The 16,430-nt window shown below is 75.8% G+C and carries 17 protein-coding genes; 1 reads left to right on the top strand and 16 read right to left on the bottom strand.

Annotation, left to right across the window (positions count from 1 at the left end):
• Nucleotides 1–129: 129 nt before the first annotated feature.
• The 16 genes from tsaD to ACI79U_RS16520 form a co-directional block, all read right to left on the bottom strand.
• Entirely contained in the window at nt 130–1,164 is a 1,035-nt protein-coding gene (tsaD, locus tag ACI79U_RS16595) for a tRNA (adenosine(37)-N6)-threonylcarbamoyltransferase complex transferase subunit TsaD (RefSeq protein ID WP_457063788.1), read from the bottom strand.
• Nucleotides 1,161–1,613: a ribosomal protein S18-alanine N-acetyltransferase gene (gene rimI / locus ACI79U_RS16590; protein ID WP_457063791.1), complete on the bottom strand. Its 453-nt coding sequence runs from the start codon at nt 1,611–1,613 to the stop codon at nt 1,161–1,163. Before rimI ends, tsaD begins: the two co-directional genes overlap by 4 nt.
• Entirely contained in the window at nt 1,610–2,263 is a 654-nt protein-coding gene (tsaB, locus tag ACI79U_RS16585) for a tRNA (adenosine(37)-N6)-threonylcarbamoyltransferase complex dimerization subunit type 1 TsaB (RefSeq protein WP_457063793.1), read from the bottom strand. The genes rimI and tsaB overlap by 4 nt, the downstream gene beginning before the upstream one ends.
• Before the next feature lie 46 nt (nt 2,264–2,309).
• Complete coding sequence (gene gdhA / locus ACI79U_RS16580) at nt 2,310–3,653, bottom strand: NADP-specific glutamate dehydrogenase (RefSeq protein ID WP_457063796.1); 1,344 nt, start codon at nt 3,651–3,653, stop codon at nt 2,310–2,312.
• Nucleotides 3,654–3,772: 119 nt separating this feature from the next.
• The gene (gene tsaE / locus ACI79U_RS16575; RefSeq protein WP_457063798.1) at nt 3,773–4,222 is read right to left on the bottom strand and encodes a tRNA (adenosine(37)-N6)-threonylcarbamoyltransferase complex ATPase subunit type 1 TsaE; all 450 of its coding nucleotides are present in this window, start codon (nt 4,220–4,222) and stop codon (nt 3,773–3,775) included.
• Nucleotides 4,219–4,845, bottom strand: a complete 627-nt coding sequence (locus tag ACI79U_RS16570; protein WP_457063800.1) for a uracil-DNA glycosylase — start codon at nt 4,843–4,845, stop codon at nt 4,219–4,221. The genes tsaE and ACI79U_RS16570 overlap by 4 nt, the downstream gene beginning before the upstream one ends.
• Nucleotides 4,846–4,876: 31 nt before the next feature.
• Nucleotides 4,877–6,064, bottom strand: coding sequence for an alpha/beta fold hydrolase (locus tag ACI79U_RS16565; RefSeq protein ID WP_457063802.1), 1,188 nt, complete (start codon nt 6,062–6,064; stop codon nt 4,877–4,879).
• Nucleotides 6,064–7,227 carry an alanine racemase gene (gene alr / locus ACI79U_RS16560; RefSeq protein ID WP_457063804.1) on the bottom strand — a complete coding sequence of 388 codons (1,164 nt, stop codon included), beginning with the start codon at nt 7,225–7,227 and terminating at the stop codon, nt 6,064–6,066. Before alr ends, ACI79U_RS16565 begins: the two co-directional genes overlap by 1 nt.
• Before the next feature lie 26 nt (nt 7,228–7,253).
• Nucleotides 7,254–8,708 (bottom strand): NAD(P)H-hydrate dehydratase, encoded by a 1,455-nt coding sequence (locus ACI79U_RS16555; RefSeq protein ID WP_457063806.1) that lies wholly within the window; start codon nt 8,706–8,708, stop codon nt 7,254–7,256.
• On the bottom strand, nt 8,705–9,079 hold the full coding sequence (locus ACI79U_RS16550; protein ID WP_457063809.1) for a holo-ACP synthase: 375 nt from the start codon (nt 9,077–9,079) through the stop codon (nt 8,705–8,707). The genes ACI79U_RS16555 and ACI79U_RS16550 overlap by 4 nt, the downstream gene beginning before the upstream one ends.
• Nucleotides 9,080–9,202: 123 nt before the next feature.
• Nucleotides 9,203–11,065: a glutamine--fructose-6-phosphate transaminase (isomerizing) gene (gene glmS / locus ACI79U_RS16545; RefSeq protein WP_457063811.1), complete on the bottom strand. Its 1,863-nt coding sequence runs from the start codon at nt 11,063–11,065 to the stop codon at nt 9,203–9,205.
• A 73-nt stretch (nt 11,066–11,138) separates the two neighbouring features.
• On the bottom strand, nt 11,139–12,482 hold the full coding sequence (gene glmM, locus ACI79U_RS16540; protein ID WP_457063813.1) for a phosphoglucosamine mutase: 1,344 nt from the start codon (nt 12,480–12,482) through the stop codon (nt 11,139–11,141).
• Between the two features lie 22 nt (nt 12,483–12,504).
• Nucleotides 12,505–12,936, bottom strand: coding sequence for a 30S ribosomal protein S9 (gene rpsI / locus ACI79U_RS16535; RefSeq protein ID WP_457063815.1), 432 nt, complete (start codon nt 12,934–12,936; stop codon nt 12,505–12,507).
• Nucleotides 12,933–13,376, bottom strand: a complete 444-nt coding sequence (rplM, locus tag ACI79U_RS16530; RefSeq protein ID WP_457063818.1) for a large ribosomal subunit protein uL13 — start codon at nt 13,374–13,376, stop codon at nt 12,933–12,935. Before rplM ends, rpsI begins: the two co-directional genes overlap by 4 nt.
• A gap of 239 nt (nt 13,377–13,615) precedes the next feature.
• Entirely contained in the window at nt 13,616–14,119 is a 504-nt protein-coding gene (locus ACI79U_RS16525) for a beta-class carbonic anhydrase (RefSeq protein ID WP_457063820.1), read from the bottom strand.
• A gap of 45 nt (nt 14,120–14,164) precedes the next feature.
• Nucleotides 14,165–15,124, bottom strand: a complete 960-nt coding sequence (locus ACI79U_RS16520) for a PfkB family carbohydrate kinase (RefSeq protein WP_457063822.1) — start codon at nt 15,122–15,124, stop codon at nt 14,165–14,167.
• 80 nt (nt 15,125–15,204) lie between these two features.
• On the opposite strand from ACI79U_RS16520, the gene moeA reads away from it, so the two are divergent.
• Nucleotides 15,205–16,410, top strand: a complete 1,206-nt coding sequence (gene moeA / locus ACI79U_RS16515) for a molybdopterin molybdotransferase MoeA (RefSeq protein WP_457063824.1) — start codon at nt 15,205–15,207, stop codon at nt 16,408–16,410.
• Nucleotides 16,411–16,430 lie beyond the last annotated feature (20 nt).

Raw genomic sequence — 16,430 nt, 5'->3', positions numbered from 1 at the left:
GGGCGCGCCCCCGGTACCGGGCCCCCGGCCCCCCCCCCCCCCCCCCCCCCCCCCCCCCCCCCCCCCCCCCCCCCCCCCCCCCCCCCCCCCCCCCCCCCCCCCCCCCCCCCCCCCCCCCGAGACGGGTCCTCAGCGGGAGACGACCTCGATCGGCAGCGAGCTGTCCGCGCCCAGGTCGATCCGCGAGGCGGTGACCCCGGCCTCGGCCAGCCGGGAGCCGAGGGCGGCCACCATCGCGCCGTTGTCGGTGCACAGCCGCGGGCTGGGGGTGCGCAGCACGATCCCGGCGGCGTCGCAGCGCTCCTGGGCCAGCGCCCGCAGCCGGGAGTTGGCCGCCACTCCCCCGCCGATGACCAGGTGGTCGACACCGTGGTCCCGGCAGGCCCGCACCGCCTTCGCGGTGAGCACGTCCGCGACGGCCTCCTGGAAGGCGGCGGCGACGTCGGCCACCGGCACCGGCTCGCCGGCCCGCTGCCGGGCCTCCACCCACCGGGCGACCGCGGTCTTCAGGCCGGAGAAGGAGAAGTCGTAGGCGGCGTCCCGTGGTCCGGTGAGCCCCCGCGGGAAGGCGATGGACGCCGGGTCGCCGTCCCGGGCGGCGCGGTCGATCGGCGGGCCACCGGGGAACGGCAGCCCCAGCACCCGGGCGACCTTGTCGAAGGCCTCCCCCGCGGCGTCGTCGATGGTGCGGCCCAGCTCCTGCACGTCCTGGGTCAGGTCGGGCACCAGCAGCAGCGAGCTGTGCCCACCGGAGACGAGCATGGCCAGCGACGGTTCGGCGAGCCGGCCGTGCTCCAGCTCGTCGACGGCGACGTGCGCGGCGAGGTGGTTCACCCCGTACAGCGGCACGTCCAGGGCCAGCGCGTACGCCTTCGCGGCGGCCACCCCGACCAGCAGCGCGCCGGTCAGGCCCGGCCCGGCGGTCACCGCGACGGCGTCGACGTCGCCGAGCGCGACCCCGGCCTCGGCCAGTGCCCGGTGCACCGTGGGGACCATCGCCTCCAGGTGCGCCCGGGAGGCGATCTCCGGGACGACGCCGCCGAAGCGCTCGTGCTCGGCCATGCTCGTCGCCAGCGCGTCCGACAGCAGCGTCTGCCCGCGCACCAGCCCGATCCCGGTCTCGTCGCACGAGGTCTCGAACCCCAGCACCAGCGGCTGGCTCATGACCGCACCTCCCGTTGCATCACGACGGCGTCGGCCCCGCTCAGCGGGTAGTAGTGCGGCCGCCGGCCGATCTCGACGAAGCCCCGGCGGGCGTAGAACGCCTGGGTGGCCGGGTCGTCGGCCCGCACCTCCAGCAGCACCGGGGTGGGGCGGCGGTCGGCCTCGGCCAGCAGGGTGTCCAGCAGCAGCCCGCCGATCCCCTCGCCCTGCCGCGCGCCGGTGACCCCGATGGTGGCGATGTGCGCCTCGTCGTCGTAGGCGATCAGCCCGGCGTAGCCGACGACGCCGTCGTCGGGGCCGACGGCGACCAGGTAGCGGCGGGTGTCGGGGCGGGCCAGCTCGTCGCGGTACATCCACTCGGTCCAGGTGTCCGGGGCGAAGAGCTCCTCCTCCAGCTCCATCACCCGCGGCAGGTCCGCCTCGGTCATCCCGCGGAGCCGGACGGTCACTGGCTGACCGCCTTGCGGGCGGCCGGTGGCACGGCGTCGGGACGGCGCAGGTACAGCGGCTCCAGCGGGGCGGGCGGGCGGCCGAACAGGGGGAGGGCGGCGCGCAGCAGGCCCGCCGTCGTCACCTCCGCGGCGGCCACGTCGCGCCCGAGCCGCTCGGCGAACCGGACGTCACCCACCACCGGGTCGGTCACCGGGGCGTCCTCGGGCCGGTCCACGCCGGGGCCGGAGAGGCGCGCGCCGGCGGCATCGTAGGTGGCCCAGTGGACCTCCTTGCGCCGGGCGTCGGTGACCACCGAGCGGGCACCGCCGCCCACCGCGTCCAGCGAGCAGACGCCGTACACCGGCAGCCCGAGGGCGTCCCCGAACGCGGCGGCGGTGACGATGCCGACCCGCAGCCCGGTGAACGGCCCCGGCCCCAGCCCGGTGACCACGGCACCGAGCTCGGCCCGGGTGACCCCGGCCTCGGCCAGCACGTCGCGGACGGCGGGGCTGAGCAGCTCGGCGTGCCGGTTGCCCGAGGCGACGGCGCGCTCGGCGAGGACCTCCGCCGGGCCCGCCCCCGGCCCCTCACCCGCACCCTCGCCCGACCAGCGCGCCAGGCCGACGACGAGGGTCGGGGTGGCGGTGTCGAGCGCGAGGACCAGCACGACCGACGAGAGTAGTTCGCCGCGGCCGGCTGGTCCCGCCCGCCGGTCAGACCAGCCCGTGGGCGTGCACCGCCTCGGCCACCTGCTGGAAGCCGGCGACGTTGGCGCCCAGCACCAGGTCGCCGGGGGCGCCGTACTCCTCGGCCGTCTCGTGGCAGCGGGCGTGGATGCCGCGCATGATCTCCTCGAGCCGGGTCTCGGTGTACTCGAAGGTCCAGCGGTCGCGGGAGGCGTTCTGCTGCATCTCCAGCGCCGAGGTGGCCACCCCGCCCGCGTTGGCCGCCTTGCCCGGGGCGAAGGCCACGCCGGCCTCGCGGAGGACCCGGACGGCGTCGGGGGTGGCCGGCATGTTGGCGCCCTCGACGACGTACCGGCAGCCGTTGCGGACCAGCGTCGCCGCGGCCTCGCCGTCGAGCTCGTTCTGCGTCGCGCTGGGCAGGGCGATGTCGCACGGCACGTCCCAGATGCTGCCGCCGGCCACGAACCGGGCGGAGGGCACGCGCGCCGCGTAGGCGTCGATCCGGGCCCGCTGCACCTCCTTGACCTCCTTGAGGACGTCGAGGTCGATGCCACGCTCGTCCACGACGTAGCCGCTGGAGTCGGAGCAGGCGACCACCGTGCCGCCCAGCTGGTGCACCTTCTCGATGCCGTACACGGCGACGTTGCCGGAGCCGGACACGGTGACCCGCTTGCCGTCCATCGAGTCGCCCCGCGCTGCCAGCATCTCGGCGGCGAAGAAGGCGGCGCCGTAGCCGGTCGCCTCCGTGCGCACCAGGGCGCCGCCCCAGCCCAGGCCCTTGCCGGTGAGCACGCCGGACTCGTAGCGGTTCGTGATCCGCTTGTACTGGCCGAACAGGTAGCCGATCTCCCGCGCCCCCACGCCGATGTCGCCGGCGGGGACGTCGGTGTACTCCCCCAGGTGCCGGTACAGCTCGGTCATGAAGGACTGGCAGAACCGCATCACCTCGGCGTCGGACCGGCCCTTCGGGTCGAAGTCCGCCCCGCCCTTGCCCCCGCCGATCGGCATGCCGGTCAGCGCGTTCTTGAAGACCTGCTCGAAGCCGAGGAACTTGACGATGCCCAGGTTGACCGAGGGGTGGAACCGCAGCCCGCCCTTGTAGGGGCCCAGCGCCGAGCTGAACTCCACCCGGAAGCCGCGGTTGATGTGCACCTCACCGCGGTCGTCCTGCCAGGGCACGCGGAAGATGATCTGCCGTTCGGGCTCGCAGATCCGCTCGACGGTCTTCATCTCGGTGTACTCGCTGTGCCGGGACAGCACGACCGCGAGCGACTCCAGCACCTCGCGCACCGCCTGGTGGAACTCCGTCTCCCCCGGGTTCCGGCGCAGCACCTCGTCGTAGATGGTCTCGATGACCGGCTGTGCCCTCATTGGCCCCTCCGCTCCTCGACCGGCGACGTCCACGACGTCGACCCGGTGGCCGCACCGGTGTGCGGTGCGTTCCCTGGACGGTACGAGACAGTCGGGTCCCGGGCCCGTCCAGGCGCGGGTCAGTCGCCGAGCCGCTGCTCCCAGCCTGCGCCCACCGGGACCAGGCGGGCGGTGCGCACGTCGTCGTCCCGGCGGGCCAGCTCGACGACCAGGTGCTCGTCGGCCAGCTGCTCGACCAGCCCGTGGCCCCACTCGACCACGGTCACCGCCTCGTCGGTGGTGGCGTCGAGGTCCAGGTCGTCGACGTCGGCCATGCTCCCGAGCCGGTAGGCGTCGACGTGCACCAGGGGCACCCGGCCACCGCGGTGCACCCGGGCCAGCACGAACGTCGGGGAGGTGACCGGCCCGCGCACGCCGAGCCCGGCGCCGATGCCCTGGGTGAGCGCGGTCTTGCCGGCGCCCAGCGGCCCGGCGAGCAGCACGAGGTCGCCGGCGCGGAGCAGCCCGGCCAGTTCGCTGCCCAGGGCGTGGGTGTCCGCCGGGGTGGGGAGCAGGTGATCGCGCCTCACAGCGTGCCCGCCGCCGCCTGCAGGTCGGCCAGCAACCCGGCGCGCGGCGCCCCGTTGGGGCCGAAGCGGATCGCCGCCGACGGGTGGTACGTGGCCCACACCGCCCGGCCGTCGACCTCGTGCGCGCGGCCGCGGACCTGCGCCAGCACCGTGCGCGGCCCGAGGAACCACTTCGCCGAGGAGAGCCCCAGCGCCACCACCACCCGGGCGTCGAGCAGCTCCAGCTGGCGGCGCAGCCAGCCGCTGCAGCGCGCCACCTCCGGCGCCTTCGGGGTGCGGTTGGCCGGCGGCCGGCACTTCACGATGTTGAGCACCGCGGCCTCCGCCCGGTCCAGCCCCGCCTCGGCGAGCAGCTGGTCCAGCAGCGCGCCGGACCGGCCGACGAAGGGCCGGCCGGTCTCGTCCTCGGTCGCCCCCGGGGCCTCCCCGACGAGCACCAGGCGGGGGCGGCCACCGACGGGCAGGTCACCGACGACGACGTGCTGGCGGGCGGCGGCCAGTTCCGGGCAGGCCACGCAGGAGCGGGCGACCCCGGCCAGCGACTCCCAGTCCGGCGCGGCCGCGGCGGTGCGGGCCACCTCGTCGGCGGCCGCGTCGTAGCGGGGCGGTCGGAGGGCGGCCACGTCAGCCACCCTACGCACCGGCTCCCCGCGGTCACCCGCGCTGGGCTCCCCGCTCGGCCTCCACCCGGCGCAGCAGCGCCGACAGCGCACCGGTGACCTCCTCGGGGTGCTCGAGCGGCACCAGGTGCCCTGCCTCGGGGACGACGACGAAGTCCACCCCGTGCTCGTCGCGGCCCAGCTCCCGCACGATCAGCTCGCTGTGCTCGGCCGGGATCATCCGGTCGGTGTCGCCGGTGAGGACGAGCACGGGCACCCGGCGCAGCGGCTCGATGGCCCCGCTCTGGTCCAGGCGCACCAGCGCCGGGTAGAACTCCGCGATCACGTCGACCGGGGTACCGGCGATCATCGCGTCCACGTAGTGCCCCAGCTCCGGGGCGACGTCGGCGGAGGAGAACGACAGCGCCCGGGTCGCGGCCGAGACGACGTCCTTGGCCAGCCGGCGGGTGTGCTCGGCGATCGCCGGACGGCGGCGCATGGTCCACGCGGCCACCGGCAGCACCGCGGTCCGCACCCGGGTGAGCAGGTGCGGCAGCCCGAAGTCGAGCTCGCCGAGGTTCCCGCTGGAGGTGGAGACCAGCGCCGCGCCCACCACCCGGTCGCCGAACAGCTCCGGACGGCGGCGGGCGAACGCCAGCACGGTCATCCCGCCCATCGAGTGGCCCACCAGCACCACCGGCCCGCGCGGCACCCGGGCGGCCAGCACCGCCTCCAGGTCGGCACCCAGCTGCTCGATGGTGGCGTGCGCGGCGTCGCCCCGGCCGGAGGTGCCGTGCCCGCGCTGGTCGTAGAAGACCAGCCGGGCCGCCGGCCGGTGACCGTTGGCGGTGGCCAGCTGCTCGGCGAGGTCGCGACGCTGGAACGTCCAGGAGTGCATCGACAACGCGTAGCCGTGCACGAAGACGACGGTCAGCGGCGCGTCGAGCGGCCCCACCTCCTCCACCGCCAGCCGGCAGCCGTCGTCGGCCTCGACCACCGTCGTCCGGTCGGCCGTGCGGCGGGCCAGGCCGAGCGGGTCCTCCTCGCGCAGCTGCTGCCAGGTCTCCCGGTCGACGTCGGGCACCTGGCCGGCCAACCGCTCGGCGCGCACCCGCGCCGTGGCCGCGCGGGTAGCGGTGACCCCGACGGCCGTGCCCGCGGCGGCCAGCCCCAGCACCGCACCGACCAGGCCGACCGTGCGGCCGCTGGGCCGGTGCGGGTGGGTGCGGTTCGCCGTGGGCATCAGACCGCCCCGGCCGTGCCGACGTGCCGGCGAGTGAACCGGCCGCCGACCCGGGTGACCAGCTCGTAGTGGATGGTGTCGAGGGCATCGGCCCAGTCCTGCGCCGTCGGCTCGCCGTCGGTACCGGGGCCCCACAGCACCACGTGGTCGCCGGGCTCCACCGGGGCGTCGCCGACGTCGAGCACGAACTGGTCCATGCACACCCGGCCGGCGATGGTGCGCTGCGCGCCGGCGGCCAGCACCGGGGCGCGGTTGCCGGCGGCCCGGGGCACCCCGTCGGCGTAGCCCACCGGCACCAGCGCCAGCGTCGTCTCCCCGGCGGTGGCGTAGGTGTGGCCGTAGGAGACCCCCGCCCCGGCGGGCACGCGCTTGGTCAGCGCGATCCGGGCCCGCACGGTCATCGCCGGGCGGAGCCCGTACTGCGCCGGGTCACCGCCCAGCGGGTCCAGCCCGTAGACCGCCACCCCGGGCCGGACCATGTCGAACCACGTCTCCGGCAGCGCGATGGTCGCCGCGGAGTTGGCCAGGTGCCGGCGGGCGTCGGTCAACCCGGCCGCCCGGGCCAGCGCCACGGCCTCCTCGAAGACCCGCACCTGCCGGCCGATCGTCGGGTGCGTCGGGGCGTCGGCGTAGGCCAGGTGGCTCCACAGCCCGGTGACCACCATCTCGCCGTCGGCCTGGGCGCGCGCCGCGGCCGCCACCAGTCCCGGCCAGGCCGCCGGGGTGGCGCCCTCGCGGGAGAGACCGGTGTCGGCGAACAGCTGCACCCGGGCGGTCCGGCCGGTGGCCCGGGCGGCGTCGACCAGCTCCGCCAGCGCCCACTCGGCGTTGACCGACAGCTCGACGTCGGCCTCCAGCGCCGCGGCGTAGTCCTCCCCCGGCCCGTGCTGCCAGGACAGCAGCGGCGCGGTGACCCCGGCCGCGCGCAGCGCCAGCGCCTCCTCCAGCACGGTCACCCCGAGCGCGTCGGCACCGCCGGCGAGCGCCGCGCGGGCGGCCGGCACCAGCCCGTGGCCGTACCCGTCGGCCTTCACCACGGCCATCAGCGGCCGGCTGACCCGCTCGCGCAGCACCGCGGTGTTCGCCGCGATCGCGTCCAGGTCGACCACCACCTCGGCCCGGTCGTCCCCGGTCCGCCGGGGGGTCTGCTGCACCGTCGTCACCAGCCCACTGTCCCAGGCGCCCCCGCTCAGGCGGGGGCACCGCCCCGGTACAGCCGGCCGACGGCCTCCGGCAGGTGGCGCACCAGGTCTCCCGCGATGAGCGGCCCGTCCGCGGCGGCGAGCTGCCCCGCCCGGCCGTGCACGTGGGCGGCGGCCGCGGCCGCCTCCACCGCCGGCAGCCCGGTCACCGGCGTCTGCGCCAGCACCGCGCCGAGCACCCCGGAGAGCACGTCACCGGTGCCGGCGGTGGCCAGCCACGGGGTACCGGTGCCGTTGACGAACGTCGTCCCGTCCGCGTCGGCGACCACGGTGGCGTCACCCTTGAGCAGCACCGTGCAGCCGAGCTCGGCGGCACCGCGGCGGGCGGCGGCCAAGCGGTCACCGCCGACGTCGCCGAAGATCCGGGCGAACTCGCGGTCGTGCGGGGTGAGCACGGTGGGCGCGGTGCGGTCGCGGACGAGCGCCGGGGCATCGGCCACCATGGTCAGCCCGTCGGCGTCCACCACGACCGGCAGGTCGGTGGCGAGCACCTCGGCGAGCACGCTGCGCGCGTCGTCGTCGGTGCCCATGCCCGGGCCGACCACCCAGGCCTGCACCCGGCCGGCGTGCCCGGGGCGGCCCGAGGTGACGATCGCCTCCGGCCAGTCGGCCCGCACCCCGTCGGCGGCGGTGCCGGCGTAGCGCACCAGGCCCGGTCGGGTGCGCAGCGCGGCGCCGGTGCAGAGCACGCCGGCACCGGGGTAGGTGGCCGAGCCGGCGACGATGCCGACGACCCCGCCGGTGTACTTGTCGCTGTCCGGCGACGGCGGCTCGATCCGGGCCGCGGCGTCGGCGTCGGTCATCTGCCGCGCGGACGGCTCGCCGAGGTGCGGGCCGAGCCCGATGTCGACCAGGTGCACCTGCCCGGCGTGCCGGCGGCCGGCCCCCACGACGAGCCCGGGCTTCACCGCGCCGAAGGTCACCGTGTGCTGCGCCGGGAAGACCTCGCCGGGCACCTCGCCGGTGTCCGCGGCCACCCCGCTGGGCAGGTCGACGGCGACCAGCAGCCCCGGCCCGGCGGCCGCCTGCGCAGCCAGGTCGGCGGCTGCCGGGCGCAGACCGCCCGACGCGCCGATGCCGACGACGCCGTCGAGGACCAGGTCGGCGCGGTCCAGCCCGCTGTGCGCGGGGTCGGTGACCCGGCCCCCGGCCCGGCGGAGCGCGGCCAGGCCGGCCGCGTGCGCACGCTCAGGGTTCAGCAGGACGGCGGTCACCTGCGCTCCCCGGCCGGCCAGGTGGGCGCCGGCGAACAGCGCGTCGCCGCCGTTGTCACCGGCGCCGACGAGCAGCACCACCCGCAGCCCGTGCGCCCGGCCGGCCAGCCCGAGGCAGATCGTCGCCAGCCCGGTGGCGGCCCGCTGCATGAGCGTGCCGGGCGGCAGCGTCGCCATCAGCGCACGCTCCGCCGTCCGCACCTGCTCGGCGGTGTGGAGCCCGATCACGGAGCACCCTCGGCGATGACCACGGCAGAGGCGATGCCCCCGTCGTGGCTCAACGACACGTGCCAGTGGGTGACGCCCAGCTCCGCGGCCCGCCGGGCCACCGTGCCCCGCACCTCCAGGTGCGGCCGGCCCCGCTCCCCGACGACCACCTCCGCGTCGTGCCACTGCAGGCCACCGGGGGCACCGAGGGCCTTGGCCAGCGCCTCCTTCGCCGCGAACCGGGCGGCCAGGGACTCCCCGGTCCGCTCGCCGCCGCTGGGGGTGCGCTGCTCGGCGGCGGTGAACAGCCGGTCCCGCAGCGCGGGCGTGCGCTGCAGCGACGCGGCGAACCGGTCGACCGGGCAGACGTCGATGCCGACCCCGATGATCACGACCGCAGCCCGATGGAACGGCCCCTCCGCAGGGTCCCGCCGCGAGCCGGTGAGGCACTGGAACGGCCTCGGTGCAGGGGCCCGCGGCGAGCGGAGCGAGTTGTGGGGGGCACCGAGGTCCTTCTATTCGACGGTGACGCTCTTGGCCAGGTTGCGCGGCTGGTCGACGTCCAGGCCCCGGGTGTCGGCGATCTCGCAGGCCAGCACCTGCAGCGGCACGGTGGTGACCACCGGCGCCAGCAGCGTGGGCGTGCGCGGCACCCGGATCAGGTGGTCGGCGTAGGGCACCACGTCGTCGTCGCCGTCCTCGGCGATCACGATCGTGCGGGCACCGCGCGCCCGGACCTCCTGGATGTTGCTGACCACCTTGCCGTGCACCGACCCCCGGCTGCGCGGCGAGGGCACCACCACGACGACCGGCGTGCCCGGCCCGATCAGCGCGATCGACCCGTGCTTGAGCTCGCCGGCGGCGAAGCCCTCGGCGTGGATGTAGGCCAGCTCCTTGAGCTTCAGCGCACCCTCGAGCGCGACCGGGTAGCCGACGTGCCGGCCCAGGAACAGCAGCGTGTTCTCGGTGGCCAGCGACCGGGCCAGCTCGCGCACCGGCTCCATACCGGCGAGCACCTGGGTCACCGCACCCGGCAGCTCCCGCAGGTCGTCGACGATCGCGGCGACCTCGTCGGCGTACTTGACCCCGCGCACCTGGGCGAGGAACAACCCGACCAGGTAGCAGGCGACGACCTGGGTGAGGAAGCCCTTGGTGGAGGCGACCGCGACCTCGGGGCCGGCGTGGGTGTAGAGGACGGCGTCGGACTCGCGCGGGATGGTCGAGCCGTTGGCGTTGCAGATGGCCAGCACCCGGGCCTTCTGCTCCCGGGCGTGGCGCAGCGCCATCAGGGTGTCCATCGTCTCGCCGGACTGGCTGATGACGACGACCAGCGTCGAGCGGTCCAGCACCGGGTCGCGGTAGCGGAACTCGCTGGCCAGCTCGACCTCGACCGGGATCCGGGTCCAGTGCTCGATGGCGTACTTGGCGATCAGGCCGGCGTGGTATGCGGTGCCGCAGGCGACGACGAACACCTTGTCGATGTCGCGCAGCTCCTGGTCGGAGAGGCGGACCTCGTCGAGGACGAGCTCGCCGTTCTCCCCGAGCCGGCCGAGCAGGGTGTCGGCGACCGCCTGCGGCTGCTCGGCGATCTCCTTGAGCATGAACCAGTCGTAGCCGCCCTTCTCGGCGGCCTCGGCGTCCCAGTCGACGTCGTACGCCGTGGGCTCGACCGGGGCGCCGGCGAAGTCGGTGACCGTCACGCCCCGGGTCCGGTCGATCTCCACGACCTGGTCCTGACCCAGCTCGAGGGCCTTGCGGGTGTGCCCGATGAACGCCGCGACGTCGGAGCCGAGGAAGTACTCGCCCTCACCGACGCCGACCACCAGCGGGCTGTTGCGCCGGGACGCGACCAGGGTGTCCGGCTCCTCCGCGTGCCCGGCGACCAGCGTGAAGGCGCCCTCCAGCGCACGGCTGACCACCCGCATCGCCTCGGCGAGCCGTCCGGGGCCGGCGGGCACCTCCCGGTAGGCGGCGGCCAGCAGGTGGGCGACGACCTCGGTGTCGGTCTCGGAGCTGAACTCGACGCCGGTCGCCTCGATCTCCGAGCGCAGCGAGGCGAAGTTCTCGATGATGCCGTTGTGCACCACCGCGACGGTGCCGTCGGCGGAGACGTGCGGGTGGGCGTTGCGGTCGGTGGGGCCCCCGTGGGTGGCCCACCGGGTGTGGCCCAGGCCGATGGTGGCGGCAGGCAGCCCCGCCTCGGCGAGCTCCTTCTCCAGGTTGGCCAGCTTGCCGGCCTTCTTCGCGGTGCTCAGCCGCCCGTCGGCGATGACCGCGACCCCGGCCGAGTCATAACCGCGGTACTCGAGCCGGCGGAGTCCGTCCAGGACCACGTCGAGCGAGTCCTGCGGTCCCACATACCCCACGATGCCGCACATTCGCACGATGGTACCGGCGCGGGCGCCGTCCCCTGCCCCTCCGGACCTCTGCCCCTCCGGAGAGGGACGGACGTCACCCGGTGGCGGCCACCACCGCGGCGAGCCGGGCGGCCGTCTCGTCGGCCTCCTCCTGGGTGGGCGCCTCGACCATCACCCGGACCAGCTGCTCGGTGCCCGAGGGGCGCAGCAGCACCCGGCCGGAGTCACCGAGCTCGGCCTCCACCTGGTTGACCGCCTGGGCGACGTCGTCGCTCTCCACGACCGCCAGCCGGTCGGTGACCGGCACGTTGACCAACGTCTGCGGCAGCCGCCGGACGACGGAGGCCAGCTCGGCCAGGGAGGCACCGGTCGCGCTCATCCGGGACAGCAGGGCGAGCCCGGTGAGCAGCCCGTCGCCGGTGGTGGCCCAGTCGAGGAAGACCAGGTGGCCGCTCTGCTCGCCGCCGAGGGACAGCCCGCGGGAGCGCAGCGCCTCCAGCACGTAGCGGTCGCCGACGGCGGTGGTCTGCACGGTGATGCCGGCGTCGCGCATCGTGTGGTGGAAGCCGAGGTTGCTCATCACCGTGGCCACGACCGTGTCGCCGGTGAGGTTGCCGCTCTCGTGCAGCGCGAGCGCGCAGATGGCGAGGATCGCGTCACCGTCGACGACCTGCCCCTCGGCGGTGACCGCGAGGCAGCGGTCGGCGTCGCCGTCGTGGGCGATGCCGATGTCCGCGCCACGGCGCGCCACCTCGGCGATCAGCGGCTCGAGGTGGGTGGAGCCGATGCCGTCGTTGATGTTCCAGCCGTCGGGCTCACCGCCGATGACGTGCACCTCGGCGCCGGCCCGGCGGTAGACCTCGGGCGCGCAGCGGAAGGCGGCGCCGTGGGCGCAGTCGACGACGACGCGCAGCCCGCGCAACGGCTCGCGCAGGGCGGAGAGCACGTGCGCGGTGTAGTCCTCGGCGGCACCGGCCAGCTCCCGGACCCGGCCGACCCCGCCGCCGGTGGGGCGGTGGTCGTCCCCCTCGTGCCCGGTGACCCGCCGCTCGATCGCCGCCTCGACCGCATCGGGCAGCTTGTGCCCGCCACGGCTGAACAGCTTGATGCCGTTGTCGGGCATCGGGTTGTGGCTGGCCGACAGCATCACGCCGAGATCGGCGTCGGTGCGCGCGGTCAGGTGCGCGATGGCCGGCGTGGGCAGCACGCCCACCCGCAGGACCTCGGCGCCGGCGCTGGCCAGCCCGGCGACCACCGCCGCCTCGAGCATCTCCCCGCTCGCGCGGGGGTCGCGGCCGACGACCGCGACGGGACGCGAGGTCCCGTCGCGGTCGGCGAGCACGCTGGCGGCCGCACGGGCCACCGAGAGGGCCAGCTCCGGCGTCAGGTCGCCGTTGGCCCGACCACGGACGCCGTCGGTGCCGAAGAGGCGACCCATGGCACAGACCCCCCGACGCCGGTCAGCGCTTGGAGTACTGCGGGGCCTTGCGGGCCTTCTTCAGGCCGTACTTCTTGCGCTCGGTGACCCGCGGGTCACGGGTCAGGAAGCCGGCCTTCTTCAGGGCCGGGCGGTCGTCGGGCTCGACCTCGATGAGCGCGCGGGCGATCGCCAGGCGCAGCGCGCCGGCCTGACCGCTGACGCCGCCACCGTGCAGGATGCCGACGACGTCGTACTGCTCGGCCTTCTCCAGGATCACGAACGGCTCACGGATGAGCTGCTGATGCACCTTGTTGGGGAAGTACTCCTCGATGGTGCGGCCGTTGAGCCGGAACTGGCCGGTGCCGGGGAGCAGACGCACCCGGACGATGGCCTCCTTGCGGCGGCCGACGGTCTGCACCGGACGCCCGTCGGCGTCGGTCACGGTCACGGCCGTGGTCATGGGCGTGGTCACTGGGCCACCTGCTTGATCTCGTAGGTCTGGGGCTGCTGGGCGGCGTGCGGGTGCTCGGGCCCGGCATAGACCTTGAGCTTGGAGAGCATCTGCCGGCCCAGCGAGTTGTGCGGCAGCATGCCCTTGATCGCGCGCTCGACCACGCGGTCGGGGCGGGTCTTGAGCTCGTCGCCGACGTTGGTCCGCTTGAGGCCGCCCGGGTGGCCGGAGTGGCGGTAGGCGATCTTGTCGTCGCGCTTGGAGCCGGTCAGCGCCACCTTGCCCGCGTTGACGATGACGACGAAGTCACCGGCGTCCACGTGCGGTGCGAACTGGGGCTTGTGCTTGCCGCGCAGCAGCTGCGCGGTCTGGCTGGCGAGTCGGCCGAGCACCACGTCGGTGGCGTCGATGACGTGCCACGCCCGGGTGATGTCACCGGGCTTGGGGCTGTACGTGCGCACGAGGCTCACTGTCCTTCGTCGATCGGGCGGGCGGCTGGTGGGATCGCCTCACCGAGCACGGGAGACTTGGCCGCCGTCCGGACACCGTGCGTACAGGTGACCAACGGCCCGGGACACGCGTGCACCAGCCGGCAGCGCGCGCCAATCGACCACGGTACCAGCGCGAGCTACGAGTCCGACCCTCGGCCCTGCTGCAGGGACCCGCCGCGAGCCTGCGAGGGTTGAGGAGGACGGGGTCCTTACAGGGGGGCAGCAGGGTCCTTGATCTCGCGCAGCTGCCCGGTCGTGACGTCGTACACCGTGCCCCGGATCTCCTCGGTCACCAGGTAGGGCGCCTCGCGGATGCGGCGGATCGACTCTCGGACGTCGGCGTCGAGGTCGGTGAAGGCGCCTGCGGGCCACGGCGGGCGCACCCCGGTGGCCTCCTCGACGGCGGCCCGGAACTGCTCCTCGGTCGCCTTGTTGAGCCCGCAGTCGGTGTGGTGCACGAGCACGACGGCGCGGGTGCCGAGCAGGTGCTGGGAGATGGCCAGCGACCGGAGGGTGTCCTCGGTGACCAGGCCGCCGGCGTTGCGCAGCACGTGGGCGTCGCCCACCGCCAGGCCGAGCATGCCGAACAGCGGCATCCGGGAGTCCATGCAGGCCACGACGGCGACCTTGCGCCCGGGCGCGACGGGCATGGGCCCCGGGAACTCCTCCAGCCACTCCGCGTTGGCCGCCAGCATCCGGTCGATCTCGGTCACAGCAGTCCTCTCCCCGGTTCTCCGGCGCACACGGTAGCGGCGGGTTCAGCCGCCGGCAGGACGGCGGGCCTCCTCGGCGGCGCGCTGCACCTCGTCGGGGTCCAGCCGAGGGCGGCCGCCGGGCCGGGAGACGGTGCGCGCCGCGGCGACGCCGGCGTGCCAGGCCGCCTCCCCGGGGTCGCGGCCGGCCAGCAGGGCAGCGGTGAGCGCCGCGACGACGGTGTCCCCCGCGCCGGTCGGGTCGACCGGGGACTCCCCCTGCAGCGGGACCAGCTGCTCCTCCACCCGACCGCTGCGCGAGCGCCACACGGTCAGGTCACCCTCCGCGCCGGCGGCCAGGCAGACCACCCGCGGACCCTGGTGGCACAGCTCGGTGGCGGCGGCCCGGACGTCGGCCAGGCCGGTCAGCTCGCCACCGACCCACATGCCGGCCTCGGCGGCGTCCGCGCGGAGCACCTGCACCCCGGCCAGCAGCGCCGCCGCGGTCTCCTCGTCCGGCGGGGCGCCGTCGGCCACGGTCAGGGCGGTGCGGGGCGCCCGGTCCAGCGCCGCGCGCACCGCCGACCCGGGCTGCTGGAGCTGCAGGACCACCGCCCGGGCGCGCTCGAACAGCTCACCCGCCGCCGCCACGTCGTCCGGGGTCAGCAGGCTCGACCCGGGCACGTCCTCGACCAGCCGCCGTGTCCCGCCGGGCTCGACGAGGTCGAGCAGCAACGCGGTGGTCCCACCGCGCCGGCGCACCACCCCGGAGATCCAGATGCCGTCGCGGACCGCCTGGGCCAGCACCTGGTCACCCGCCGTGTCGTCACCCACCACGCCCACCAGCGCGACCGGCAGCCCCAGCTGCAGCATCGCCACCGCCTGGTTGGCCCCCTTGCCGCCGAGGACCTCGCGCCGGGAGCGCACCGGGGTGCTGCCGCCCCCGGGGGGCAGCCGGCCGATCTCCAGCACCAGGTCCCGGCCCACCTGCCCGACGACGACGACCGGCCCCTCAGCAGCGCTCACGCGCCCACCCTGCCCGGTCACGCCGGGTCGCGCACGCGCCCGCCGCCCCGGTGGCGGGGCGGGTCGGTGAGGATGGGGGGGTGCGGACTGTCGAGGAACACCAGGCGGTGGTGCGCGGCCTGCTGGCCCCGCTGCCGATCGAGGACGTGCCCCTCGGCGCGGCGGCCGGGCGGGTGCTGGCCGTCGACCTGACCGCCCTGGTCAGCCTGCCGGGGTTCACCAACTCGGCGATGGACGGGTACGCCGCCCGGCACGCCGAGGTGGCGACGGCCGGGGCGGAGAGCCCCGTCCGGTTGCCGGTCGCCGCCGACATCCCGGCCGGGCGCACCGACGTGCCGGTCCTCGCGCCCGGCACGGTGCACCGGATCATGACCGGTGCCCCGGTCCCGGCCGGGGCCGACGTCGTCGTCCCCGTGGAGCGCACCGACGGCGCCACCGACGTGGTCACCATCACCGGCACCCCCGCCGCCGGCGCGCACCTGCGCCACACCGGGGAGGACATCCGCGCCGGTGAGGTCGCGCTGCCGGCCGGCACCCCCCTCGGTGCCGCCCAGCTGGGCCTGGCCGCCGCCGTCGGCCACGCTGCCGTGCCGGTGCGCCGCCGCCCGCGGGTGCTGGTGCTCTCCACCGGCAGCGAGCTGGTCGAGCCCGGCCGCCCGCTGCTGCCGGGGCAGATCTACGAGTCGAACTCCGTGCTGCTGGCCGCGGCGGTCGAGGCCGCCGGCGGCGAGGCCCGCACCCTGCACTTCGTCCCCGACGACGTCGACGAGTTCCTCACCACCGTGCGCACCGAGCTGGCCGGCGCGGACCTGCTGGTGACCAGCGGCGGGGTGAGCGCCGGCGCCTACGAGGTGGTCAAGGACGCCTTCCGCGGCCTGGGCACCGTCGAGTTCGGGAAGGTGGCGATGCAGCCCGGCGGGCCGCAGGGCGCCGGCACGGTGGACGGTGTCCCGGTGGTCACCCTGCCGGGCAACCCGGTGAGCGCGTTCGTGTCCTTCGAGGTGTTCGTGCGGCCGGCGCTGCGCCGGGCCCTGGGGCACAGCGACCCCGACCGGCTGCGCGCCACCGCCCGGCTCACCGCGCCGCTGCGCTCCCCGGCCGGACGGCGGCAGTTCCTCCGTGGCCGGTTCGACGACGGGCAGGTCTCCCAGGTCGGCGGCCCCGGCTCGCACCTGGTCGCCCACCTGGCCCGGGCCAACTGCCTGGTCGTCATCCCCGAGGAGGTCACCGAGCTGTCCACCGGCGCCGAGGTGACCGTCGTGCTGATCGAAGGAGCACTCCAGTGACCCACCAGGACGGAGCACAG

Source organism: Modestobacter sp. SYSU DS0904, from assembly GCF_054051115.1.
This window is presented reverse-complemented; position numbering and strand designations above follow the sequence as displayed.

Coding starts and splice junctions, on each gene's coding strand:
- tsaD (WP_457063788.1), bottom strand. CDS start 1,164: ATGAGCCAGCCGCTGGTGCTGGGGTTCGAGACCTCGTGCGACGAGACC.
- gdhA (WP_457063796.1), bottom strand. CDS start 3,653: ATGAGGGCACAGCCGGTCATCGAGACCATCTACGACGAGGTGCTGCGC.
- ACI79U_RS16565 (WP_457063802.1), bottom strand. CDS start 6,064: ATGCCCACGGCGAACCGCACCCACCCGCACCGGCCCAGCGGCCGCACG.
- glmS (WP_457063811.1), bottom strand. CDS start 11,065: ATGTGCGGCATCGTGGGGTATGTGGGACCGCAGGACTCGCTCGACGTG.
- glmM (WP_457063813.1), bottom strand. CDS start 12,482: ATGGGTCGCCTCTTCGGCACCGACGGCGTCCGTGGTCGGGCCAACGGC.